24 protein-coding genes and 1 rRNA gene are annotated in these 25,743 nt (G+C 46.1%); 19 read left to right on the plus strand and 6 right to left on the minus strand.

Translation table 11 applies throughout. The features are described 5' to 3' along the window. The 4 genes from rrf to purB all read left to right on the plus strand — a co-directional run. Positions 1-81 (plus strand): 5S ribosomal RNA (gene rrf / locus H9659_RS15745); the annotation flags it as partial. Positions 82-738: 657 nt separating this feature from the next. After that, entirely contained in the window at positions 739-1,275 is a 537-nt protein-coding gene (locus tag H9659_RS08990) for a DUF2179 domain-containing protein (protein ID WP_225217756.1), read from the plus strand. After that, on the plus strand, positions 1,272-1,466 hold the full coding sequence (locus tag H9659_RS08995; RefSeq protein WP_191689653.1) for an NETI motif-containing protein: 195 nt from the start codon (positions 1,272-1,274) through the stop codon (positions 1,464-1,466). The genes H9659_RS08990 and H9659_RS08995 overlap by 4 nt, the downstream gene beginning before the upstream one ends. Before the next feature lie 32 nt (positions 1,467-1,498). Next, positions 1,499-2,794: an adenylosuccinate lyase gene (gene purB, locus H9659_RS09000; protein ID WP_191689655.1), complete on the plus strand. Its 1,296-nt coding sequence runs from the start codon at positions 1,499-1,501 to the stop codon at positions 2,792-2,794. 50 nt (positions 2,795-2,844) lie between these two features. On the opposite strand, the gene H9659_RS09005 is transcribed toward purB, so the two are convergent. From H9659_RS09005 to H9659_RS09020, 4 genes are all read right to left on the minus strand, one after another. After that, complete coding sequence (locus H9659_RS09005) at positions 2,845-3,963, minus strand: Ger(x)C family spore germination protein (RefSeq protein WP_191689658.1); 1,119 nt, start codon at positions 3,961-3,963, stop codon at positions 2,845-2,847. Further along, positions 3,960-5,054, minus strand: a complete 1,095-nt coding sequence (locus tag H9659_RS09010; RefSeq protein ID WP_191689660.1) for a GerAB/ArcD/ProY family transporter — start codon at positions 5,052-5,054, stop codon at positions 3,960-3,962. Before H9659_RS09010 ends, H9659_RS09005 begins: the two co-directional genes overlap by 4 nt. Continuing rightward, positions 5,051-6,412 (minus strand): spore germination protein, encoded by a 1,362-nt coding sequence (locus tag H9659_RS09015; protein ID WP_191689662.1) that lies wholly within the window; start codon positions 6,410-6,412, stop codon positions 5,051-5,053. Before H9659_RS09015 ends, H9659_RS09010 begins: the two co-directional genes overlap by 4 nt. A 380-nt stretch (positions 6,413-6,792) precedes the next feature. Next, positions 6,793-7,485: a class I SAM-dependent methyltransferase gene (locus H9659_RS09020; RefSeq protein ID WP_191689664.1), complete on the minus strand. Its 693-nt coding sequence runs from the start codon at positions 7,483-7,485 to the stop codon at positions 6,793-6,795. Positions 7,486-7,622: 137 nt separating this feature from the next. Here H9659_RS09020 and H9659_RS09025 point away from each other — a divergent pair, with 137 nt between their 5' ends. From H9659_RS09025 to H9659_RS09080, 12 genes are all read left to right on the plus strand, one after another. Then, positions 7,623-9,341 (plus strand): adenine deaminase C-terminal domain-containing protein, encoded by a 1,719-nt coding sequence (locus H9659_RS09025; protein WP_191689666.1) that lies wholly within the window; start codon positions 7,623-7,625, stop codon positions 9,339-9,341. Positions 9,342-9,351: 10 nt separating this feature from the next. Continuing rightward, the gene (locus H9659_RS09030) at positions 9,352-10,386 is read left to right on the plus strand and encodes a DUF3048 domain-containing protein (RefSeq protein ID WP_191689668.1); all 1,035 of its coding nucleotides are present in this window, start codon (positions 9,352-9,354) and stop codon (positions 10,384-10,386) included. A gap of 18 nt (positions 10,387-10,404) precedes the next feature. Then, positions 10,405-10,725 (plus strand): YerC/YecD family TrpR-related protein, encoded by a 321-nt coding sequence (locus tag H9659_RS09035; protein WP_191689670.1) that lies wholly within the window; start codon positions 10,405-10,407, stop codon positions 10,723-10,725. 118 nt (positions 10,726-10,843) lie between these two features. Beyond that, positions 10,844-11,542, plus strand: a complete 699-nt coding sequence (locus H9659_RS09040; protein ID WP_191689672.1) for a heptaprenylglyceryl phosphate synthase — start codon at positions 10,844-10,846, stop codon at positions 11,540-11,542. 48 nt (positions 11,543-11,590) lie between these two features. Continuing rightward, positions 11,591-13,816 (plus strand): DNA helicase PcrA, encoded by a 2,226-nt coding sequence (gene pcrA, locus H9659_RS09045; RefSeq protein ID WP_191689674.1) that lies wholly within the window; start codon positions 11,591-11,593, stop codon positions 13,814-13,816. A 15-nt stretch (positions 13,817-13,831) separates the two neighbouring features. After that, a complete protein-coding gene (gene ligA / locus H9659_RS09050) occupies positions 13,832-15,847 on the plus strand; it encodes an NAD-dependent DNA ligase LigA (protein WP_191689676.1) in 2,016 nt (671 codons plus the stop codon). Between the two features lie 8 nt (positions 15,848-15,855). Next, on the plus strand, positions 15,856-16,983 hold the full coding sequence (locus H9659_RS09055) for a CamS family sex pheromone protein (protein ID WP_191689678.1): 1,128 nt from the start codon (positions 15,856-15,858) through the stop codon (positions 16,981-16,983). Positions 16,984-17,056: 73 nt separating this feature from the next. Continuing rightward, entirely contained in the window at positions 17,057-17,347 is a 291-nt protein-coding gene (gene gatC / locus H9659_RS09060) for an Asp-tRNA(Asn)/Glu-tRNA(Gln) amidotransferase subunit GatC (protein WP_191689679.1), read from the plus strand. A gap of 24 nt (positions 17,348-17,371) precedes the next feature. Beyond that, positions 17,372-18,832 (plus strand): Asp-tRNA(Asn)/Glu-tRNA(Gln) amidotransferase subunit GatA, encoded by a 1,461-nt coding sequence (gatA, locus tag H9659_RS09065; RefSeq protein ID WP_191689681.1) that lies wholly within the window; start codon positions 17,372-17,374, stop codon positions 18,830-18,832. A 2-nt stretch (positions 18,833-18,834) separates the two neighbouring features. Then, positions 18,835-20,265, plus strand: a complete 1,431-nt coding sequence (gene gatB / locus H9659_RS09070; RefSeq protein WP_191689683.1) for an Asp-tRNA(Asn)/Glu-tRNA(Gln) amidotransferase subunit GatB — start codon at positions 18,835-18,837, stop codon at positions 20,263-20,265. A gap of 188 nt (positions 20,266-20,453) precedes the next feature. Then, a complete protein-coding gene (locus H9659_RS09075; protein WP_191689685.1) occupies positions 20,454-21,020 on the plus strand; it encodes a thioredoxin family protein in 567 nt (188 codons plus the stop codon). A 52-nt stretch (positions 21,021-21,072) separates the two neighbouring features. Further along, complete coding sequence (locus H9659_RS09080; protein WP_191689687.1) at positions 21,073-21,987, plus strand: diacylglycerol kinase; 915 nt, start codon at positions 21,073-21,075, stop codon at positions 21,985-21,987. Positions 21,988-22,035: 48 nt separating this feature from the next. On the opposite strand, the gene H9659_RS09085 is transcribed toward H9659_RS09080, so the two are convergent. Both H9659_RS09085 and H9659_RS09090 read right to left on the minus strand, forming a co-directional pair. Then, positions 22,036-22,176 (minus strand): hypothetical protein, encoded by a 141-nt coding sequence (locus H9659_RS09085; RefSeq protein ID WP_191689689.1) that lies wholly within the window; start codon positions 22,174-22,176, stop codon positions 22,036-22,038. A gap of 289 nt (positions 22,177-22,465) precedes the next feature. Then, positions 22,466-22,897: an NUDIX hydrolase gene (locus tag H9659_RS09090; RefSeq protein WP_191689691.1), complete on the minus strand. Its 432-nt coding sequence runs from the start codon at positions 22,895-22,897 to the stop codon at positions 22,466-22,468. A gap of 331 nt (positions 22,898-23,228) precedes the next feature. Here H9659_RS09090 and H9659_RS09095 point away from each other — a divergent pair, with 331 nt between their 5' ends. The 3 genes from H9659_RS09095 to cydS are packed head-to-tail and all read left to right on the plus strand — an operon-like array spanning position 23,229 to position 25,738. After that, positions 23,229-24,578 carry a cytochrome ubiquinol oxidase subunit I gene (locus tag H9659_RS09095; protein ID WP_191689692.1) on the plus strand — a complete coding sequence of 450 codons (1,350 nt, stop codon included), beginning with the start codon at positions 23,229-23,231 and terminating at the stop codon, positions 24,576-24,578. Next, entirely contained in the window at positions 24,575-25,600 is a 1,026-nt protein-coding gene (locus H9659_RS09100; RefSeq protein ID WP_191689694.1) for a cytochrome d ubiquinol oxidase subunit II, read from the plus strand. Before H9659_RS09095 ends, H9659_RS09100 begins: the two co-directional genes overlap by 4 nt. Before the next feature lie 12 nt (positions 25,601-25,612). Then, positions 25,613-25,738 carry a cytochrome bd oxidase small subunit CydS gene (gene cydS, locus H9659_RS15560; protein ID WP_263618290.1) on the plus strand — a complete coding sequence of 42 codons (126 nt, stop codon included), beginning with the start codon at positions 25,613-25,615 and terminating at the stop codon, positions 25,736-25,738. Positions 25,739-25,743 lie beyond the last annotated feature (5 nt).

The raw sequence follows: 25,743 nt of genomic DNA on the forward strand, positions 1-25,743 counted from the left end.
CATACCGAACACGGAAGTTAAGTTCTTCAGCGCCGATGGTAGTAGGGGGCTTCCCCCTGTGAGAGTAGGACGTTGCCGGGCAATTTAAAAAGCGAGTCAAGGATTTTATTCCTTGGCTCGCTTTTTTGTTTGACGTATTAATGGAGAAAGTCCCGCCCGTTTATTTTGAACAGTTGATAGGATGAAAAGTGTTTTTTAACTAATCGCAGGGTTGACTGTGAGGCATGTGGCAACAAAAGTCTCTCCCATAGCAAGAAGCATCCGTTTATCTACTTCACGCCTAGTACAGTGCTCATAAACCTGGGCATCCGCTCATAAAAACATAAATGTGCTCATAAATGTGCAAACCCGCTCATAACCGTAGAAAACTGATCATAAAGCAGAAAAAACGCTCATAAAACTAGAAAAGCGCTCATAAATCAGAAAACCCGCTCATAAACCTTCAAAAGTGCTCATAAAATCACCGACTTCTTCTGAGGAAGAGCGCCATGCGAATATTACAATCAATTTCAAGGGATTATGAGCGCAATTAAAGTTTTATAAATACATTTCAACAGTTCGGAGCATTTTACAAGATTAATCCACACCATTGTGGTTTTCTGAGCTATTCATAGAATGGGATAATTAACGCTTCATATAATCTACCAGTGATTCAGTTAGAGACAAAGTGTATGGAATTCACTTGTAATCATAGCGAATCCCATGTACCATGTATCTTGTAGAATGGAGGGGTGCCACATGAATCCTTGGGTAATGGTTTTAATCATATTTGTGATTAATATCGTTTATGTAACATTTTCCACGATTCGTATGATTTTAACTCTAAAAGGATATCGCTACTTTGCAGCCCTCGTTAGTATGTTCGAAGTGGTTATCTATGTAGTAGGCTTAGGGTTAGTATTGGATAGTCTGGATCAAATTCAAAATTTAGTTGCTTATGCGCTCGGCTTTGGCTCAGGCGTAGTTGTAGGTACAAAAATTGAAGAGAAAATGGCACTTGGTTATATCACCGTCAATGTTATTACAGATGAGCTGAATAGGGAATTGGCTTCGACGTTACGTGCGAAAGGTTATGGCGTAACAGATTGGTCTGCTCATGGGTTAGAAGGAAATCGTTCTGCCATGCAGATCTTAACCCCTCGTAAATATGAGCTGAAGCTATACACGACGATTGCTGAGCTGGATCCCAAAGCATTCATCATCTCCTACGAACCTAAAACAATTCGAGGAGGATTTTGGGTCAAGACGGTTAAAAAAGGGAAGTTATTTAAGTGAAACAACGAAAAACAGTATGGTTTCAAGTTGAAGAACATGAGACAATTTCGGATTGCATAGATCGCATGAAAGCAGAAGGGTACATACCTGCTGGACGTCGGGAAGAACCGTTGTTCGAAGAACGGGATGGCCAATACGTGCCGATTCGCCAGATGATCCAGTTGAAAGGTGTGCTAGCAGATAGTGAATGATCGAGTCAAGGACGCCAAGGAGGAACTAGACGATGATTGAACGGTATACACGCCCTGAAATGGGAGCGATTTGGACAGATGAAAATAAATACAACGCGTGGTTGGAAGTTGAGATATTAGCGAGCGAAGCATGGGCTGAGCTTGGAGATGTTCCGAAAGAAGACGTTGAGAAAATTCGTCAAAATGCTGGATTTTCTGTTGACCGGATTCTTGAAATTGAAGAAGAAACCCGGCATGACGTTGTCGCTTTCACACGGGCTGTTTCAGAAACACTCGGGGAAGAACGCAAGTGGGTCCATTACGGACTTACTTCAACCGATGTTGTAGATACTGCGCTTTCGTATTTACTGCTTCAAGCCAACAAAATTTTACGAGCTGATATCGTGAGATTCATCGACATTCTTTCTGAAAAGGCGAAGGCTCACAAATACACGGTTATGATGGGACGTACGCATGGTGTACATGCAGAGCCGACTACATTCGGTCTCAAGCTGGCTTTGTGGCATGAAGAGATGAAACGTAACTTAGAGCGGTTTGACGCAGCGGCTGCATCTGTACAAGCAGGTAAAATTTCTGGCGCAGTAGGCACCTATGCGAATGTTGACCCGTTTGTGGAGCAGTATGTATGCGAGAAGTTAGGTCTGACCCCAGCACCTGTTTCTACACAAACTTTGCAACGGGATCGTCATGCGCAATACTTATCGACTTTGGCGTTGGTTGCGACATCCATTGAAAAGTTTGCGGTGGAGATTCGCGGACTCCAGAAGTCTGAAACACGGGAAGTGGAAGAATTCTTTGCAAAAGGACAAAAAGGTTCTTCTGCAATGCCACACAAACGCAATCCTATCGGTTCTGAAAATATGGCGGGTCTTTCACGTCTGATTCGAGGTTACATGCTCACAGCGTATGAGAATGTGCCATTATGGCATGAACGGGATATTTCCCATTCATCTGCAGAGCGTGTAATTCTGCCGGATGCAACGATAGCGCTCAATTACATGTTGAATCGTTTTGGTAATATCGTGAAAAACTTGACGGTCTATCCGGAAAATATGAAGCGCAATATGGACCGCACGCATGGCTTGATTTACTCTCAACGAGTGTTGTTGTCATTGATCGATAAAGGAATGTCCCGTGAAGCAGCATACGATACAGTTCAGCCGTTAACAGCAACGTCATGGGACGAGCAACGTTCGTTTAAAGAATTGGTCAAAGAAAACTCAACGATTACTAGTCATTTGAATGAAGCAGAGATTGATGAGTGTTTTGATTACAATTATCACCTACAAAAAATTGATCTGATTTTTGAAAGAATCGGTTTAGCATAATACTAGATAAACGATGAAAAAGGTTTCGGCATAGTAGCCGAAACCTTTTTTTAATTCATTGCGCCAACTGCTTTCAGCTGCATATTCACTTTCACGTCGAATTCGAGTTCCGGATAAATGGCTTTCCACTTGTCCAGCGTATCTTTAGTATTTAATCGTGACGACCGGTATTTCAAACCGAATCCGAATGGATCAACATTCTTCTCCTGGAGATGGACAAATAAGTCCTTTACTTGTTCTTCAAACTGTTCCCCGGATATTTTGCTATAATGATCGAGCTCTTCCAGTTTTAATATTTTGTTGGATTCGCTAATCGCTCCGATTGCTTTTATGTTGACTTCTGCTCGAGGCTTCTGTCCGTTTTTTACGTGCATTTTCACTTTCATTTTCACACGGTCCAATGTGAGCATGAATTTGTAGCCGGCATTTTCAATTCGATAGCCGTATCCGGAGGCACCAACAACAAGTGTATTATTCAATTTTGTTTGTGTTGGTGTTAATATGACAGGTTCGACCTTATTTTTTAGAACAATGGAGTGGTTAATTGTTAACTGGGTACCTGAGTCGTTTGCTTCCACGATAGGAAGCACGGAACTCTGTCCTTTCGTATCGTATTCACGACGAAATTCGAACAAAAAGGTCGTTGTGACGAACGGACTTTCCGTACCTGTTTTGTCAAAGAAATTATAGAGCGCATTTTCACCTGCTGCTTCAAGAGGAGGTTGAACTTTAAGCACATCTTCAGCAGTCGGTTTTGCCATTAGTACATATAATATGAGTTGTAGGTCACCGCGTCGGACGAAGTAATCCATTAAAGGAAACAAATCTCCTGACAGCAAGTCCTCATTCAATGCGAGGATTTTTGTTTGGCTGAAATCCATCACTTTATCTTCTTGTGTCTCGAGAAAACGGATGGCTTCCGCAACTGAATCACTCTCATGTTCTAAAAAAGTATATTCATTTGCTGTTGAAGATTTTAAAGAGGCAATGGGCTTTGCAAGTTTAATCGTTACTTTAAACTTTTTGTCTGTCTCCTCGGCAGGGTCGACCCCGATTCCGACCACAAAAGAGCGCTTGTCCACCCCTTTGTACGCACATCCTGAAATAGAGGAAATAAGAGCAATTAAAAGAATGGAAAGAATGATGACTTTCGTCCATCTTCTACTCATTTGGAAGCCCCTTTCTTAATAGCCATCATAGTGAGGAAGAACACGGCTAAAAATAGTGGCATTGCGTAGTAGTAATATCTCGTATAGTGATAGAGATCATATTGTGAGAGAAGTGCCGTTAGCCACAAGCCAAGTGAGGCAAAAACAAGGACAACAAGAAAAGGCGTGAAGTTCTGCTGTTTGACTTGTAGTGCCTTCAATCGGAAAACGCTTAGTATCAGTTTATAAGAGACATGCCAGTGAATGATGATGCTGACAAAGGCGAGCGTCACAAAAAGAAACATGAAAATGAAAACGACGCGTTCGATAATTCCGAATTTCATGCGAACGGCATCTGCAGAAGAAGTCCAAGGAAAGATAAGCTGATCGATTTGGTCGAATCCGGAAAGACCAATGGGTATGAAATAGGAAGTAACCAGCATGAATACCCCGAATATACCGATAGCAGCCAGCGAGAGACTCGAGAGTTTCTGTTTTTCCTTAAAATAACGGTTAAAGACGATGAGGTTGCTGCAGCCTAGGAACATAAAAAAGGTAGCAGCAATCGAGCTGTATTTAGGCATTTGATTTATATGCATGAGCGCTAAACGGGCTTGGTCCCAGTCCACCTCGCTAGCAGAATAGAGCTTGAAGAACATGAGAACTCCTACAGGAATCATAAGAATAAAAACAATTTCCAATGTAAAGAGAACACTCTTGGATTTCAGCAATACGCCAAAAAACACAGTAACCACTATGGATAAAGTGATCGTATAGATGGACATTTCCGGTGTCAGAAAAGTGATGAGTAAAAAGACAGTCATGATAAGAGTAATCAGCCCAGCAATATACCAAAGGATTGCGAAATATATGGTTACAGATATGCGAACGCTAGAGGACGTATATGCCTGCAGCAAGTCGATAAAGTCCATTCCTGGAAATTGGATGAAAAACTTGATAGTGATATACGTAAACAGCATGCCAGCTGCCGTACCAATTAACATAGAACCAATAGCGCCATCTGCGGATTGCACCAATAATATACGGGGGATAGGGGTCGTGATAATCGCCATCATATTGGTAAATATCAAGTAATATAAAAAACGGCTCACTCGCTATTCACCATCTTTTCACTCCGCTTGCTGCGCCATCCGATTCGTAAATACGGTTCGCCGAAACTGTCCAGGTTTGTGAGGTGGATGATGAGTAAAAGCGTTCCGGATATCAGGCCGATTAATCCAAATAGTGACGTAAATAGAATCAGGAACAAACGTCCGATTCTTACCGCGAAACCAAGTTCGTTCATCGGAATAACAAATGTAGAAATGGCCACAATCGCAATGACCATAATCAAGACATTGGAGGCGAGAGAGGCTTCCGTTGCAGCGGTTCCTAAGATCAACCCACCTACTGTAGTAGCTGCTGCGTTGATAGATCTAGGAAGCCGTACGCTGGCCTCTGTCAGCAATTCCACAAACAAAAGCATGATAATGACTTCTATAAAGGAAGGATAAGGAACCCCGATTCGGCTGCCTGCAATGGTCAGCGTTAGTTCAGGGCTCAATACTTCAGGTGAATATGCCGTGAATGCAACATACAAACTCGGTAATAATAAACAATTTAGCAGACCGAACCAACCGAGTAATGTATTGTACAGTGAGATGATATAGGTGTGGTAGTTCTCTTCCATCGAGACCATGAAGTCGAAGAAGATAACGGGTAAGATAATGGCATAAGGAGAATTATCAACGAGCAAGACGATTTTTCCTCCTGTTAAGTTATAGACAATCCGATCAGGCCGTTCTGTAAGAATCGAGGTTGGAAACAGTGTGAAACGCCTGCTTGTTAGGCGAACAGCGAGTTCACCGGCGGATTGGAGGAGAGGTTCGTCTAAAGCATCCAGCTTTTCTTTCACTCGACGAAGCACGTCAACGTCCACTTCTTTTTCATCGTAAAGAAGTGCAATCGACATTCTGCTTTTGTCGGTCAATTGCTGGGTTTCAACGTATAGATTCGGTTGATGATAATGCTGCCTGACGATACTAACATTGGTTTCAAGATCTTCACTAAGGGCGAGTTGCGGGCCGTGTATCGTTGTTTCTGAAATCGTCATACTTTGCAATGTGTTTCCCAACTTCCTGAACTCAAGCACACTATAGGTGGACTCTGCATAGACGAGTACAAAGCCGGAAGTGAGCATAGTGAGAAGTTCGTCAGGCTGGGGCGGGTCCAACCGATTCGGCAGACCTTGTATGTAAGCAGCAAATTTCTGTTCATTATCCAGCTCAAAAAAGGGTTTGATGATGGTTTGCTGCAGGGCGGCGCCATCCACAACGGTTTTCATATAAAGAAGATGGGCGTGGGCGTCATCGAGTGAAAGGGGAACGTGTAAAACGTCGAAAGAAGAAGGCAGTGAATCAGATATGGATTTCATGAATAGCGGCATCTCTTGTTTTTTGCTTTCTGTCATCCCAGTTCACTCCTTTACGGTTAGGCATATAGTGTACTCAGCCTAACCGAAAAGGAGTGATTTTATTCTGAATGAATGAGGTTGAGTGAAAGGCGCTCATAAACCGAGGAAAGAGATCATAACCATGGGGAAAGCGCTCATAAACCAAGGGAAATGATCATAACCACAAGGAAAGCGCTCATAAACCGAGGAAAATGATTATAAATCAAGGAAAGCGCTCATAAACCGAGGAAAATGATCATAAATCAAGGAAAGCGCTCATAAACCAAGGAAAATGATCATAAATCAAGGAAAGCGCTCATAAACCAAGGAAAATGCTCATATATCGAGAAAAGCGCTCATAAACCAAGAAAAATGATCATAACCACTCAAGCCGCCACTTATTCCGCTACGCACATCCACGCGTTAAAAAACGTCGTCTGGAAAAATTGAGTGATGCGTCCAAATCCAGCATCGCGCAACAAACTTACAATGTCCTCAGAAGGAACAAATGACAACGCGCGCACTGTTTTCTCCATTTCCAACACTTGCAGCTCGGACAACGAAGATCGGTCGATCCAGCTTTGGCGCCACAGCCCGAACAATTCATCGAATGACGGATCGTTGCGATCTCCCGCCATGGAGGCGATCACAAAGGGTGCACCCGGCTTCAGCCGCTTCCGGATCTCCTGAAGCACTGTCAATTTCTCCTCGATGCTATCAATAAAATGCAACACTAGAAGACACGATGCAGCATCATATAAGTGCTCCATCTGAACATCCCCTGCACTCCCTGAGACAAACTCCGCACGCTCCTGACCAAATCGGCTTTCAACTTTCGAACGTGCTTCCTGTAGCATCGGTTCAGAAGGATCTGCCGCAGTGAACTTCCACGATGGATTGTGCTCCGCGAACTCCAGTAATTCATTGCCACCACCTGCACCGATCACGAGAACCTCAGCGTTGTCCTCCGCATGCATCCGAAGGGCCGTATTTGCAAGTCGGACGAGCCCATCATAAGTCGGCAGTGTCCGGCGGATCCCTCTATCGTATTCAGTTGCAGTATCCGCATCGAATGTTAGTCGTTCAGTCAATGAAATCATCCTCCTAAAAGTTCTCTGCACTAAGTTTTCGCTACCAACACCTGCAGTTCCTCCATTCACCATCTATTCACAATTTCCAAGCTATGGTAGGATACATGTAGCAAACGATGATAAGGGAGACGATCTCAATGTGGAACGCAGAAGAAATCGCTTCGCAACTTGCCGTCATTGACGGAAAGGAAGCACCGGATTTAATCATAACGAATGCAACTTACTTACATTCCGTCTTAAAGCAATGGAAAACCGGTACGATCTGGATCAAACACGGTCGCATTCTCTATACAGGAGAGCGCATGCCAGTATTGACAGAAGGTGCTGAACAGATCGACGCGACAGGTAAATGGATTGTCCCAGGATACATAGAACCTCACGTCCACCCATTTCAGTTGTATAACCCGGAAACGTTCGCACAATTCGCAGCTCAACACGGAACGACGACGTTTTTAGCAGATAACTTAATGCTGCTGATGTCGATTGACCAAAAACAAGCATTCACGTTACTCGACCAATTGAAAGAACTGCCGTTTACCTTCTACTGGTGGGCACGCATGGATTCTCAGACGAATTTGCAAAACGAAGCGGAAGTCTTTGCCCCTGAAAAAGTGGCTGAATGGCTGAAGCGCGATGACGTACTCATGGGTGGAGAACTGACAGGATGGCCCCGTTTGTTAAAAGGCGACCCTGTCATGACCGCATCGCTTGAAAAAGCGAAACAGCTTGGAAAAAAAGTCGAAGGACACTTCCCGGGTGCTTCTGAACGTACACTGGCTCGCATGCGCCTTCTCGGTGTGAACGGAGACCATGAGTCGATGACGGCGGATGAAGTAGAAGCACGCTTGCTGCAAGGATACGCAGTGACACTCCGCGAATCGTCCATACGTCCGGACTTGAAACCGTTGCTCGAGGGCATTCTTGAAAAGGAACTCGACGTATTCGATCATCTCATGATGACGACAGACGGTTCACCGCCACTGTTTCACGAAGACGGTGTGATGGATAAATGCATCCGGATTGCACTGGAAGCTGGTGTCGACCCGATCGATGCGTACCAAATGGCGTCTTATAACATAGCGAGGTACTATGACATCGATGAATTACATAGTGTTATAGCACCGGGACGTTTTGCAACACTGAATTTTTTATCGGACATGAAAGAACCGGAACCGACGGACGTGTTGTCAAAAGGCATCTGGCTGAAACGCGATGGACAAGCATGCACCGAATTCAACAAAGCGGATTGGTCAGTGTTCCCGGAGTTTGCACCTGACTTCGATCTCACCTTAGTAGATGTAACAGCAACCGAATCCATCGGCATCGACATGCTGAATGACGTCATCACGAAGCCTTACGAGACAACTGTAGATCTAACTGCTGAGCGGTTAGAAGGAGATCACCATGAATCTTTCCTTGCCCTTATTGATCGGAATGGAAAGTGGCGGGTGAATACAGTCATCAAAGGGTTCGCACGCTCCGTGCAAGGTCTTGCTTCTTCGTATTCCAACACGGGTGACATCATTTTGATCGGCAAAGACAAAAACGAGATGCTCCGCGCGTTCCGCCATCTGAAAAAACTAGGCGGAGGAATCGTACTTGCTGAAAATGGTGAAGTGATCTCTGAATTGCCACTCTCTATAGGAGGAAGTCTTTCGGATGAGCCTATAGAGCAGCTGAGCGAACTGGAACGCTGTTTTAAAAATGCCTTGCGCGAGAGAGGATACGACAAAGGGGATGCCATCTACAGCTTGCTCTTTCTCCAATCCACCCATTTGCCCTATGTACGGGTAACCCAGCTTGGTGTTGCAGATGTGATGAAAAATCAGGTTTTGATTTCAAAAACAGAACGATAGGAGAGCCGCTATGAACGTATCGAAAGTACTTTTTACGGCAGTACTCGCTGGACAGATCTTGCTCGTAGGCTGTTCAAAGGATAAAGAGGAATTGTCAGAGCCAGAGGTCGAAGCAGGAGAAACTGTGGAGACCGTCGCACAACCGAGCGAAACGATGGCTCCATTTTCGGGAACGGCAGTGGAATCAGCAGACCATCGCCCGATTCTTGCGACCGTCAATAATCACCCGCTTGCCCGCCCACAATCCGGGTTAAGTCAGGCAGACGTCGTATATGAAGTGTTCGCAGAAGGCAATATCACCCGGCTGCTGGCGCTTTACCAAAGCCAACTGCCTGATGAAATCGGGCCAATCCGCAGCGCCCGTGATTACTTCGTCGAAATTGCAGAAGGGCTTGATGCGTTCTACATCGCGCATGGATACAGTCCCGATGCGCATGCATTATTGAACGCCGGAGTGGTGGACAACATCAATGGTATGCAGTACGACGGCACGTATTTTGTCCGCTCAAAGGAACGGAAAGCCCCCCACAACTCCTACATTTCAAAAGAGCATATCGAGGAAGCTATGGAGGATCTGTCGATTGACGATGAAATCCGGGAAATTCCATCGCTTTCGTTCCATCCGGACGCGGATAGTGCTAAACTAGGAGAGATAGCATCGACGATCGTGGTCGGTCACCCAGACCCCAATTTCATGAGTACGTATACGTTCGACAAGGAAAGTAAAACGTATGAGCGTTCGGTTAATGGAATTATTACAACAGACAAAGCAGCAGATAAAAAGGTGACACCTGCAAATATACTAGTCATGGAAGCCCCATACGCTACCATCGATGCAGAAGGGCGCCAATCGCTGGATCTGACGAATGGCGGTTCAGCAATCCTGTTTCAAAATGGCGTCGCACTTCCACTCGAGTGGAAACAGATCGATGGGGTGATTACACCTGTACAGGATGGGGTACCTGCAAAATTAGTACCTGGTCAGACGTGGGTCCATATCGTTCATGAACAAGCGATTGGCACCACGACGACCTATACCCCTTAAGGACGGAGGCAGTTTCCTATGCTGGAAAAAATAAAAGGCGAACAGACTGATCAGTTGTTCCGCGCAATACTGGAATTGAACGATTTGGATGAATGCTATGCGTTCTTCGATGATTTGTGCACAATCGGAGAAGTGCAATCCCTTGCTCAGCGTCTTGACGTAGCGGTTATGCTGAAAAAGAAGCATACGTATGACAAAATCCAAAGTGAAACCGGTGCAAGTACTGCAACCATCTCTAGAATTCGCAGATGCGTCGATTACGGAACAGGCGGCTACAACTTGATTGTCGATCGATTGAACGAAAAGCAAGAGTCGTCAACTGAAGAAAACACACGTTAAAACCGGTAACAGCTATAGGCTGTCCGGTTTTTTCATTTCTTCGAGCGTCAACGAGAATCAGGACGTATTTTTTGCTATACTGTAAGGAACGTAATTACGAAAAAGCAGGTGACTGAAAATGGATGTTCGAACTTGGCGTCATGCCTTTAAATTGGATCCCGCAAAAGAAATTTCAGACGAGGCGCTCGAACAACTCGCAGAGTCTGGAACCGATGGGATCATTATCGGGGGGACCGACAATATCACGCTTGAAGGCGTACTCGATTTACTTGCCCGTTTGAGACGCTACGCCGTACCACTCGCTCTCGAAGTATCGGACGTAGAGGCCGTCACATTCGGGTTTGACTATTACTTCATCCCGACCGTTCTGAATGCGAAAGACGTGAAGTGGATGAACGGGATCCATTTGGAGGCGTTGAAAGAATTCGGCCATATGATGAAGTGGGAAGAAGTTGCAACAGAAGGTTACTGTATTATGAATCCGGAATGTAAAGCAGCCCAGCTGACAGGGGCAACGGAAGTTCCCACGAAGGACGATGTCGTCGGATACGCTCGCATGGCAGAGCATTTGTTCAAACTGCCGATTTTTTACTTGGAATATAGCGGAACGTACGGGGACCCGAAAATCGTCAGTGCAGCAGCTTCTGTATTGGATGAAACCCGGCTCGTCTATGGCGGAGGTATCCGTACTGCAGAACAAGCAGCTGAAATGGCGGCAATTGCCCATACGGTTATAATCGGCAACGTCATCTATGATAATTTGAAGAAAGCACTCGATACAGTGGATGCGGTAAAAGCGGTTACCTGTCCGAAGTGATTTCGTGTATACTGAAGAACAAACGTTCCTAAAAGGCGGTTATAGATTATGAAAGAACTCGCACAAGATTTACTGAAGGGCATGAACCCTGAACAGGCGAAAGCCGTTAAGAAAACAGAAGGTCCTTTGCTCATCATGGCAGGTGCGGGATCCGGTAAAACACGTGTGCTCACACATCGGATTGCGTACTTGGTCATTGAGAAAAACGTCTATCCATCAAAAATTCTTGCCATCACGTTTACAAATAAAGCAGCACGCGAGATGCGGAATCGAATCGATGGATTACTAGGCGAGGGATCGGGCGATCGCATGTGGGTCTCCACATTCCACTCGATGTGCGTGCGGATTTTGCGTCGCAATATCGATCGGATCGGCTTTTCCAAAAACTTCTCCATCTTGGACTCCTCAGACCAGTTATCTGCCATTAAATCTGTCTTAAAAGAACAGAATCTAGACCCGAAACAATATGATCCGCGGACGCTGCTGAACATTATCAGTTCTGCGAAAAACGAGTGCATCGATGCCAAAGAATATCGGGCTGGCGTGAACGAATCGAACCCGTACGACCGTGTCATCGCAGACGTCTTTGAAGGATATACGAAAAAACTGCGTAAAAATCAGTCACTCGATTTCGACGATCTAATCATGCTGACCTTGAGACTGTTCGAGCAAGTTCCAGACGTGCTCGAGTTTTATCAGGACAAGTTCCAGTACATCCATGTCGATGAATACCAGGATACCAACCATGCACAATACAGACTCGTTCAATTACTGGCGGAGAAATTCCGCAATATATGTGTCGTGGGTGATTCCGATCAGTCCATCTACAAATGGCGTGGCGCCGATATCGGCAACATTCTGTCTTTTGAAAAGGACTACAAAGATGCAGAAGTCATCTTGCTTGAACAAAACTACCGTTCGACTCAAAATATCCTACAAGCAGCGAACGACGTCATTAAAAACAACGAAAGCCGTTATGATAAACGACTAAGGACAGAAAACGACGAAGGCGATTCCATCACCGTCTATAAAGCGACTGACGAGAAAGATGAATCCCAATACGTCGTCCGCAAAATCATCGAGTTGCAGCAAGAGAAAGGGTACTCTCTCGATCAGTTTGCGGTGTTATACAGAACCAATGCTCAGTCCCGGATGATTGAGGAATACTTAGTGAAATCGAATCTGGAATATACAATCGTCGGCGGTACGAAGTTCTATGAGCGTAAAGAGATTAAAGACTTACTCGCATACTTGCGGCTTATCGCGAATAACGACGACGACCTCGCCTTAGCGCGAATCATCAATGAGCCGAAACGAAGTATTGGCGCAACATCGTTTGAAAGGATGGCGACATTCGCGATCGAAAACGACCGGTCCATTTTCGATGCGATGCAAGAGCTCGATTTCATGGGCTTAACGAAAAAAGCTGCGATGGAGTCAGCTAATTTCCGCGACCTTATCAAGGGATTCACACAAATGCAAGAGTTTTTATCCGTCAAAGAACTGACTGAGCAAGTGTTGGACAAAACCGGTTACCGCGCGATGCTTGAACGTGAAAAGACGATTGAATCGGAAAGCCGACTCGAGAATATCGATGAGTTTTTATCCGTTACAGAAGCATTTGAAAAGCGTGCTGAAGCTGATGAAGGCGACAAATCACTTGTAGCGTTTTTGACAGATCTTGCCCTCATTGCGGACATCGACTCTCTCGACAAAGAAGAGAACCAATCGACAGAAAAAATCGTCCTGATGACGATGCACTCTGCAAAAGGACTTGAGTTTCCAGTCGTTTTCGTCATCGGAATGGAAGAAAATATTTTCCCTCATGCCCGTTCCATCGGCAACGACGAAGAAATGGAAGAAGAACGTCGCCTTGCATACGTTGCCATTACGCGTGCGGAACAGAAGTTATTCATGTCTTCGGCATCGAGCCGGATGCTGTACGGCAAATTCAGTTACAATAATCCATCTCGTTTCATCAACGAGATTTCTGATGAAGTGATCGAACAAGAGAACGCTTCTGGCGGCTTCTCAATTGGCGGATCCCGCACAGGCGAACCAAAACGTCCAGCTGTAAAAAAGCCTGTCTACGAAACGACAGGTGGGGAGAAGCTAGGATGGTCAGCAGGAGACAAAGCTTCGCACAAAAAGTGGGGGACAGGTACGGTCGTCAGTGTCAAAGGCTCTGCGGATGACGTTGAACTCGACATCGCCTTCCCCGAAGTCGGCATTAAACGACTGCTTGCGAAATTTGCTCCAATCGAAAAAGTATAAAAGGAGGAACACGATGTGAACGATCGCAACGAGCTCGAACAGCGCGTGGAGGAACTCAATACGTTGCTCACCGAATATGGACGAGCGTATTACGTGCTCGACAAACCGGTGGCTACAGATGCGGAGTACGACAAACTGATGCAGGAACTGCTTGCGATTGAAGCCGAGAATCCGGATTTGATCTATCCGGATTCTCCAACGCAGCGAGTAGGGGGCAGCGTGCTTGAAGGCTTTACGAAAGTCGAGCACGACTACCCGATGCTCAGCTTGTCGAATGTGTTTAACGAAGAAGACATCCGTGAATTCGACCGGCGCGTCCGAGATGCGGTCGGCGATAAGGTTTCCTACATTTGTGAACTTAAAATTGATGGACTTGCTGTCTCGTTGAAATATGATAACGGCAGATTTGTCCAAGGGTCCACTCGCGGGGATGGCTCTGTCGGAGAAGACATCACCGCCAATTTGAAAACAATCCGCTCCATTCCATTGAAATTGAGCGAGCCGATCAAAATCGAAGTGCGCGGCGAAGCCTATATGCCGAAGAAGTCATTCGTACGGCTTAACGAAGCACGGGACGAAGCAGGTGAAGAGCCATTTGCGAATCCGAGGAATGCTGCGGCAGGTTCGTTACGTCAACTCGATCCGAAAATTGCCGGGAGCCGGAATCTTGCCGTCTTCCTGTACGGAATCGGAGGAGATGGAGAAGCGTACGGTCAAGCAACACACTCGGAAGCACTTGACTATCTCGACAAACTTGATCTTGTGACGAACCATGAACGCAAGAGATGCAAGTCGATTGAAGAAGTCATTGAATACGTCGACAGCTGGGGAGACAAACGTTCCGAACTCGATTATGAAATTGACGGTATCGTCATTAAAGTCGACAGTTTCGAAGATCAGGAACAGCTGGGCTATACTGCAAAAAGTCCGCGTTGGGCGACTGCTTATAAGTTTCCTGCAGAAGAGGTCGTGACGAAACTGCTCGACATCCAACTGAGTGTCGGCCGCACAGGAACGGTCACACCGACTGCGATCTTGGAACCGGTCCGCGTAGCTGGGACAACAGTCGGACGTGCGTCGCTTCATAACGAAGATTTGATCCACGAAAAGGATATCCGAATCGGGGATTACGTGACGATTCGGAAAGCAGGCGATATCATTCCTGAAGTCATTGCCCCCCTAGTTGAAAAGCGGACGGGGGATGAAGTGCCATTCGACATGCCGGAAAACTGTCCGATCTGTGATTCGGAACTCGTGCGCATTGAAGGGGAAGTCGCGTTACGGTGCGTGAATCCTCAATGCCCTGCTCAGTTAAAAGAAGCACTCATTCACTTTGTCTCGCGGAATGCAATGAATATCGAGGGAATTGGCGAACGGGTTGTCGATCAGCTGTATACAGCTGAGCTCGTCAAGGATTTCTCAGATTTATATGGATTAACGGAAGAACAGCTGCTTGAGCTTGAACGAATGGGAGAGAAATCGGCATCCAATCTCGTATCAGCGATTGCTGCTTCAAAAGAGAATTCACTTGAAAAACTTCTATTCGGTTTTGGCATTCGTCATGTCGGAGAAAAGGCAGCGACGTTACTTTCGCGTGAATTCGGTTCATTAGACGGACTCATGGCGGCAGAACCCGAACAGTTGCTAGCTATCCATGAAATCGGAGAAAAAGTAACGGATGCGATCGAAACCTACTTTTCCAATGAGGACGTCCTCGAAGTCATTCAGAAGTTGAAAGACTATGGTGTCAATATGACCTATAAAGGCCGTACCCTGCAAGAAATTCCAAGTGAGGGTCCGTTTGTTGGTAAAAAGGTCGTCTTAACAGGGAAACTTTCGATTTTGACACGAGGCGAAGCGAAAGAGAAAATCGAAGCACTCGGCGGTGAAGTGAGTGGGAGTGTCAGCAAAAAGACCGATCTTGTAATTGCAGGGGAAGACGCAGGATCCAAGCTTGCGAAAGCGGAAGAGCTCGGCATAGACGTATGGGACGAAGCAAAACTCATCGGTGTGCTGGAAGTAAAGGAGTAAACAACTAGATGAAAAGGTTATTCACAATACCGGCAGTTGCTGCTGTCCTGTTTCTTGGCGGGTGTATTCCGTCAATTGGACCGGGGAAAGAAGAAATCGTTCAAGAAAATGAAGAGGTCGAACAAGAGACCGTCCTCATTCCGGAAGTGCAGCTGAGTGAGCACTACTACCGTACGTTACTGCCATTTAAAAAGAGTGCAAGTCGCGGGTTGATCGTCAACCAAATCTATAGCAAGTATGATATTGGCGAGGTTGAAGAGGGCCTCCTCCGGTTATCCGCTAAAAAGTTCGATCCAAAAGACCACTTCTTCCAAGAAGGTCAATTCATCGATGAAAAAACAGCTGTCCAATGGCTTTCGAGAAGTTCCAAGTTTGAGGAAGGATTGAACCCGCCTATCAACGATAAGATGTCTCCTCAAGATATTAGCGAGAAAGCGCCTGTCTATTTGGCACATATCGTTGAGCAGAACTACTACGTGAAAACGGGCGATAAAAAAGTAGGGCTAGCGGGTATTTCGATCGGGCTTGCCATGAACTCCGTGTTCTACCAACGGGATGCGACTGAAGCGAAAATCCCGGACAAGACGATTGAACAGCAGGGGATGAAAATGGCGGAGACCATCGTCAAACGCATGCGCAAAATCGATGGCGTTGGCGATGTTCCGATTACGATCGGTCTATACAAACAGCAGCCTCGCAGTTCCATAGTCCCTGGAACGTACTTTGCGACAGCTGTAGTGGATAAAGGCAAAGACGCGCCAACGGGTTGGAAAGAAGTGAATGAGAAATTTGTCTTGTTACCTGCTGCATCGAACAATGACAATTATCGCGATGTGAATATGACGTTTGAAAGTTTGAAGCAGGATGTGAACGATTATTTTCCTGGATTCGTGAGTATTGTCGGTACGGCATTTTACAGCGATAACAATTTCAAATCGCTAAAAATCAATGTTCCGATCCAGTTCTATGGTAAAAACGAAGTTGTGGCATTGACGCAGTATATGACATCGTTAGTGTTGAAATACTATCCGGACATCGAAGTCGAAGTGAGTATTACATCGAATAACGGTCCGGAGTCAGTCATTATGAAAAAGCCGGGTGAAAAGGAACCAACTGTACACATCTACTCATATTGAGAATAGGAACTTTTCATCATCTGCCTGAGGTGTTATGATTAATCGTATTGTACAAAAGCCAGGAGGAGAGACTATGTCCAATTTTACTAAAGAGGATATCCAGTATTACGCGAATTTTGCACGGATTGATATGCCAGACGCGGAAGCAGAGAAATTCGCGGCTCGTTTGGACACATTGCTCGAGTTTTCGGATCGACTGAAAGAACTCGATACGACAAATGTTGAACCGATGACACATCCGCTAGCAATCACGAATGTGTTGCGCGAAGACACACCTGAAGACATTCTCGACCGTGATGAGATGCTGAAGAGTGTAGAAGACCACGAAGAAGGACTTATTAAAGTACCGAACATCCTAGAGTGACCTGTATAGAGGAGGAATTGACTTATGGTAGTAAACAAAACTGCGTCTGAACTTCAGTCTCTTTTACATAGTCGTGAACTATCGGTTAAAGAACTAACTGAAGCTACACTGCAAACCATTGAAGAAAAAGATAAAACCATTCAGGCCTTCCTAACTGTGACCGGACCAGAAGCCCTTGCTGCTGCTGAACAGTTGGACAACCTTCCTGATGACAAACGTGGCAGCCTATTCGGAATGCCGATTGGAATTAAAGACAACATCATCACAAAAGGCATCAAAACAACATGTGCGAGTAAAATGTTGGAGAACTTCGTGCCTGTCTATGAAGGAACAGCTACAGAACGGGTGAAAGACAATGGAATGGTCGTTGTCGGTAAGCTCAACATGGACGAGTTCGCAATGGGTTCAACTACGGAGCACTCTGCATTCCACATCACACGCAACCCTTGGGATTTGAATCATGTACCAGGCGGATCTTCAGGCGGTTCTGCAGCTGCTGTTGCTGCTGGAGAAGTGTTATTCTCGCTAGGTTCAGATACAGGTGGATCTGTACGTCAGCCAGCTGCATTTTGTGGCGTCGTAGGTATGAAACCGACGTACGGCCGTGTATCACGTTCAGGCCTTGTTGCATTCGGATCTTCTTTGGACCAGATCGGACCGATTACAACAACGGTCGAAGACAACGCGATGCTGCTTAGCGCAATTGCCGGAGCGGACTACCGGGATGCTTCTGCATCTGAGAAGCCAGTTCCAGATTTCCGTAAGTCGTTGACAGGGGATATCAAAGGCTTGAAAATAGCTGTTCCTGCACGCTATTTAGGCGAAGGTGTCGACCCGGAAGTACGAGAAGCAGTCAAAAAAGCAATCGGTGTTCTAGAATCTCTCGGAGCGCATGTCGATGAAGTCGACTTGCACTATTCCCGCTACGGGGCACCGACATACTACGTGATTTCATCGGCAGAAGCTTCATCCAACCTTGCCCGTTTTGACGGAATCCGCTACGGTTACCACCCAGCAGATGCGAAAAGCTTGAACGAGATCTATTTGCGTTCACGTTCTGAAGGATTCGGAGAAGAAGTCCGTAAACGTGTCCTCTACGGAACGTATGCACTCAGTGCCGGACATCACGAGGACTTGTATGAGCGCGCGCAGAAAGTACGTACATTGATTGCCCAAGACTTCCAAAATGTCTTTAAAGAATACGATGTCATCGTTGGACCAACGAGTGCTACAAAAGCATACAAACTTGGCGAAACGATTAAAGATCCGCTTACGTTGTATGCAAATGACTTATTGACAACACCTGTAAACCTTGCCGGTATTCCAGCGATCTCGGTGCCATGTGGTTTTGCAGACGGCCTTCCCGTCGGATTGCAGATCATCGGAAACCATTTCGAAGAAGCGATGCTCTATAAAGTGGCGCATGCTTACGAGCAAGCGACAGAATTCCACAAACAGACACCGCCTGCTCAGGAGGGGAACTGATTATGAACTTTGAAACGATTGTCGGACTTGAAGTCCACGTAGAACTGAAAACAGATACGAAAATCTTTTCTCCGGCACCTGCCCACTTTGGTGCAGCACCTAACATGAACATTCACCCGACGGACCTTGCATATCCAGGCACATTGCCTACGATGAACAAACAAGCAATCGACTTCGGGATGAAAGCGTCAATGGCACTGAACTGTGACGTTGCACGTGTCATGAACTTCGACCGGAAGCACTACTTCTATCCGGATAATCCAAAAGCTTATCAAATTTCACAAGACGATCGTCCAGTCGGGGCAAACGGATGGATTGAAATTGAAGTGGATGGCTATAAAAAGAAAATCCGCATTGAGCGTGTGCATTTGGAAGAAGACGCAGGGAAACTGACGCACTCTGATAACGGATATTCTCTCGTTGACTTGAACCGTCAAGGGACTCCGCTCATCGAAATCGTTACGGAAGCGGATATTCGTACACCGAACGAAGCATATGCATTCCTCGAGAAACTGAAAGCCATTATCCAGTACACAGGCGTATCTGACGTGCGAATGGAAGAAGGCTCACTTCGTTGTGATGCTAACATTTCCCTTCGTCCTTACGGGCAAGAAGAATTCGGTACAAAAACCGAACTTAAAAACTTGAACTCGTTCAACTTCGTACGTCGCGGAATCGCGAACGAAGTCGAGCGCCAAGAGAAATTGTTGCTCACAGGAGAGAAAATCGTCCAGCAAACACGTCGTTATGACGAAGCGACAGGACAAACTGTGCTCATGCGTGTTAAAGGAAGCGCGAACGACTACCGCTTCATCAACGACCCGGATCTTCCGGAAATCGTGATCGATGAAGACTGGATCGAGCGCGTGCGTGCTGAAATCCCTGAATTGCCGGATGCACGTAAAAATCGCTATGTAAATGAGCTTGACTTGCCTGCATACGATGCACACGTCCTGACATTGACGAAAGAAATGTCCGATTTCTTCGATGAAACCGTAAAAGCGGGCGCGGATGCAAAACTAGCATCGAACTGGCTTATGGGCGGAGTATCAGAATACTTGAATGCTGAAGGCAAAGAATTGAAAGAAACACCAATTACGCCTGCAGGACTTGCGAGCCTCGTGAAACTGATTTCTGATGGAACGATTTCATCGAAAATCGCGAAGAAAGTATTCAAAGAGCTCGCTGAAAACGGCGGCGACGCTGCTGTGATCGTGAAAGAAAAAGGACTTGTCCAAATTTCAGACGAAGGCACGTTGCGTAAAGTGATCGGTGAAATTCTGGATGCGAACGAACAATCGATCGAGGACTATAAGAACGGAAAAGACCGCGCTGTAGGATTCCTCGTCGGTCAAGTGATGAAAGCAACGAAAGGGCAGGCTAACCCGCCTCTCGTTAACAAACTTTTGTTGGATGAAATCAGCAAACGATAAGTAGACACCTTCGAAGACGTCCTGTGATTTGGCTTAAGCTATCTACACAGGGCGTTTTCTTGAGCGTTGCTAGGGAATTGATTTCCATGTGCTGATAGAGGTACACTTAGGAAAAGATGTTTTTGCATTTCTGATTTCATGGAATCCAAGTTGGATTCGTAACATCATTAAAAGGAGTGTGAGGAACGTTGGCTACTGAATTGGAGTACTTTGAACGCGCGATTTCACTGGAAGAGTATATGGATCGTATGGAGCAGCTGAAGGACAACAGTTTTTCAATCTATGAAAAGTTTGACGTGCCAAAGGACGATGAATTCATCACCCGCCTGAAAGAAGTGAAGCCACGAATTCTCGTCATTACAGAGGATTGGTGCGGAGACGCAATGATGAATAACCCGGTTTTGCGCCGCATTGCGGAAGCAGCGGATTTAGATGTCCGTGCAGTGTATCGGGATGAAGACACGGATCTGATTGATCGTCATTTAACGAATGGCGGCCGCTCGATTCCTGTTTACCTTTTACTCGGTGAAGACGGTGAGGTCGCTGCGAAATGGGGACCCCGTGCGGCGACCATCCAAAAACATGTGATGGAACTGAAACAACAAATACCGGCAAAAGATGCACCGGACTTTGAAGAGAAGCAACGAATGGTGCATGAAAAAATCCATGCTGAGTATACAACGAAGCCAGAGTATTGGCTGACGGTTTACGAAGATATCCGTACTACATTCTTACCAGTAGTCCAAGAGGCTTAAAGAAGCGCTTGCAGACCTGGAGCTGAGTGAACAAGAAAGAGGGAAACGACGTATGAAGCGTGCTCGTATTATTTATAACCCGACTGCGGGACGGGAAGTCTTCCGCAAAAACTTGGCGGATGTGCTCATGCGGCTTGAACAAGCTGGTTACGAAGCGTCAGCACATGCAACCACATGCGAAGGCGATGCCACGACCGCTGCAGCTGCTGCCGTTGAACGCGGCTTTGACCTGATCATTGCTGTAGGGGGAGACGGGACATTGAACGAAGTCGTGGCGGGTGTTTCAGATTTCGACGAACGTCCGCCCATCGGTCTTATTCCAATGGGGACGACGAATGATTTCGCCCGGGCCCTTCGTATTCCGCGCGACATCAATAAAGCGCTTGATATCATTTTAGAAGACAAGAAAATTCCGGTCGATGTCGGGAAGATGAACGACCGATTCTTCATCAATATCGCAGGTGGCGGCAGAATGACGGAACTGACGTATGAAGTCCCTAGTCGCTTAAAAACGATGCTTGGTCAACTCGCGTACTACTTGAAAGGGATTGAAATGCTTCCTTCCATTCATGCAAGCCGCGTAAAGATCGAGTATGACGGACAAGTCTTTGACGATGAGGCGATGCTGTTCTTAGTCGGCTTGACGAATTCTGTGGGAGGATTTGAAAAACTCGCACCTGAATCGAGCATTAACGACGGGAAATTCACATTGCTTATCTTGAAAAAGTGTAACATCGCAGAATTTATCCGTGTTGTGACGCTTGCAGTCCGAGGCGAACATTTAAATGATCCACTTGTTATTTCATGCAAAGCCCAGTCTGTCAAAGTGACGTCAGACGAAGAAGTCCTCGTGAACCTGGACGGGGAATTTGGTGGGAAAGCCCCTGCTGTCTTCGAAAATCTGTCGCGCCATATTGAAATGTATGTCCCCTTTGATAAACTTCGCGAACAAGATCGTACATGGTAACACATTGAAACTCCGCCGAACCAGGCGGAGTTTTTTTGTGCGGTGAATTTATAAATGGACATTTTCCTCGTGCAACCCGCTCGTTTCCCGTTGGAACCCGCCCGTTCCGCGTTGAAACCCGCCCGTTTCGACGTGCAACCCGCTCGTTCCGCGTTGAAACCCGCCCGTTTCGGCGTGCAACCCGCTCATTTCGCCCTCGAACCCGCCCGTTTCCTCGGATTACCCGCTCATTCCCGCGGTAATTCCCCTTCTCCTACACGTATCCAAGATCGCGACCAATCCTTCTTTCCCTCATTCAAAACCAATCCTGATTGGTGTGCTCCGCTTCGCTGCGCATTTAGGGATGCGAAGGGTAGGAATTCGGATTTTCACCGGAACCCGCTCGTTATCTCTCGGTTACCAAGCTCGAACCCAAAAACTTCTCTCCATCCAAACAAAAAAAGCAACGAGCACGAGGCTCGTTGCCATTCACCAACTCTTATTCGATAAACTCCAGGGCCTGATCTTGCTTTGATGCAAGCTTCGGAAGATCTTCGACAGGTATCCATTTGAACCGGAATATCAATCCTTCGTCCTTCCCATCCCCATGTACCTTGTAATCCCACCCACGTTTAGGATCTCCCACATAATCGAAGTGGAAAACGTTTCGTTCGAGTACTTCATCTTTATCCTTCGGGAAGAAGTTCGTTTTATGCAATTTTCCGCATAAGACAAGTTCATCTCGTTGGATGCCGGATTCTTCCTCAATTTCTCGATATAAGGCATCGATCAGTAGTTCATCCCGTTCGATCGTGCCGCCTGGTACTTGAAGTCCAGCTTCAGGATAATCCCTATGCTCGAACACAAGAAGTTGTCGGTCATCTTCTTCACCTTTTGTAATATAGGCAAGTACTTTCCGTTTAAGTTTCATTGCGTTCACCTCACTTAATTGTACTATTATACAATACAATTGACAATAATTCAAGTTTTCAAGCAACCACTTGTCACAACTCCATCACTTTTATTTACCCAGATAGGCGTAATTTAATCCTAATTGGGGAAAGTAATGAGTACATCATGTTATGGTAATTTCATAAGAAACTTTTGAAAGGATGTGGCCCGATGTACAAAAAACAGGAAAAGGTTCTCATGTGGTTAGCATTTGGCGTCGCGGGCATTATGCTTCTCTCAATTGTTGGAAAAATATTTGGATGAAAAATAAGTAATACAAGGACACTTTAGTATTGAAGGAGGCAACGCAGATGGGCAATGAAGAAGCAGTATTTTTCTCCCGCGTTTTGACGGAAACGACCTTATCTTTCCATATCATTTATGCGACCATAGGTGTCGGTGTCCCACTCATGATCATGCTAGCCCAGTGGGTCGGAATTAAGAAAAATGACGAGCATTATATATTACTCGCAAGAAGGTGGGCACGGGGATTTGTCATCACTGTTGCCGTAGGTGTTGTTACCGGTACCGCCATAGGGTTACAGCTCTCGTTATTATGGCCGAATTTCATGGAATTAGCCGGCAACGTCATCGCGTTACCGTTATTCATGGAAACGTTCGCATTCTTTTTTGAGGCGATTTTCCTCGGGATCTATCTCTACACGTGGGATCGATTTGAAAATCAGAAGAAGCATTTACTATTGCTTATTCCAGTAGCGCTCGGTGCAGCATTCTCTGCGGTGTTCATCACTATAGTGAACGCATTCATGAACGCTCCGCGTGGATTTGACATCGTCAATGGGGAGCTTGTCAACATCAGTCCATTACTTGCGATGTTCAATCCGGCGATGCCGACAAAAGTGGCGCACGTCGTCGTGACGGCATTCATGACCGCTGCATTCATCTTAGCTGCAATCGCGGCATTCCGCTTATTGCGCGGATCTGATCACGTTTATCACAAAAAGGCTCTTTTGCTCACTATGAAAGTCGGCTTCATCTTCTCGATTGGCGCCGCAATTATCGGCGATTTCTCCGGGAAGTACTTAGCAGAGTATCAGCCGGAAAAACTAGCTGCTGCGGAATGGCATTTTGAAACGACAGACAAAGCGGAGCTCATCTTGATGGGCGTTCTGACGGAGGATAACGAAGTCAAATACGCACTTAAAATCCCATACGGACTTTCAATTCTCGCCGCAAACAATCCGTTCGCAGAAGTTACAGGATTGGATCAGTTCCCCGAGGATGAAGTACCGCCGCTTTACATCCACTATTTATTCAACTTGATGGTATTCATCGGCATGTGGATGACGTTCTTATCTGGAGTATTCCTCTTAGGAAAGTGGAAAGGATGGACCTTCATCGCATCGAAGTGGTTCCGCTGGCTCATTGTCCTCGGAGCACCGCTTTCGCTCCTTGCCATTGAATTTGGATGGTGGTTTGCAGAAGTCGGCCGACAACCGTGGATTTTACGAGATATCATGAAAGTTTCGGAAGCCGCAACGACAAGTGGACAAGTGGATACCATGCTCGTTCTGTTCTGCTTGCTTTATCTCGTCCTCGGGGTCGGGAGTGTCGTTGTATTACGCCGGATGTTCCGTCGCAATCCAGTGGAGAAAGAACTGGAAGACCGTCATGCGATGAGAGGACGTGATGTACGATGAACCTTGAGATAATAGGAATCACCGTATTGTGGACGTTTCTGTTTGGGTACATCATGGTCGGAGCAATCGACTTCGGCGCAGGATTTTTTAACGCATATAGTACAATCACAGGAAAACAGCGCATACTCACGAAAGTCATTCAGCGCTATTTGTCACCAGTGTGGGAAATCACCAACGTTTTCCTGGTATTCTTCTTTGTCGGCATCATCGGGTTCTTCCCGAAAACGGCGTTCTACTACGGCACAACGCTGCTTGTGCCCGTCAGTTTCGGGGTTATCCTCCTCGCCATCCGTGGTTCCTACTATGCGTTTGAAACCTATGGAGCACGCGGGCACAAAGGATACTCGTTCATGTATGGGGTGGCAGGCTTGCTCATCCCAGCATCACTGTCGATCGTACTGACCATTTCCGAAGGGGGATTCATCGAACTCGTTGACGGAAATCCCGTACTTGACTATTGGAAGTTATTCACAAGTCCATTGACCTGGTCGATCGTTGTCCTCAGTCTTTCAGCTACTCTATACATTTCAGCTGTTTTCTTAACGTGGTATGCCAACAAAGCACGGGACGTTGAGGCAACAGGATTACTGCGAAGATATGCACTGACATGGGCACTGCCGACGATGATTGCAGCAGGGGGAATTATTGTTGAACTTAGAAAATATCAGCCGGAGCACTACAGTAATATCCAGAATTTCTGGCCGATGTTCTTGATTTCCTTCCTGCTATTTGTCGGGACCGTGTTTTTGCTCTATACGAAACGTCAATATGGATGGGCGTTCGCAATGCTCGCAGGGCAATTCGCATTTGCGTTCTACGGGTATGGGGCATCGCATTATCCGTATTTGCTCTATCCATACTTGACGATTTACGACAGCTTTACAAATCCAGCAATGGCTATCTCACTCATCGTCGTGTTCGTACTCGGGCTCTGCCTGCTCATCCCGTCACTGATCCTAGTCATGCGTCTATTCCTGTTTGATAAAGACTACGTGAGCGGCAAAGGCGATTATCATGCATAAGGGGGAGATCGTTTGGAAAACTTCATCATCTTTTACGCACCATTCATTGTATTAATCGGGTTGATTGTAGCAGCCTTTGTCGTCGCACCAATGGACGGCTGGGCGATCGGAAAGAAAAAAGAGAAGCAAAAGAAATGAGGGAA

Origin of the sequence: Sporosarcina gallistercoris (assembly GCF_014836415.1) — a bacterium.
Classification (GTDB): domain Bacteria; phylum Bacillota; class Bacilli; order Bacillales_A; family Planococcaceae; genus Sporosarcina; species Sporosarcina gallistercoris.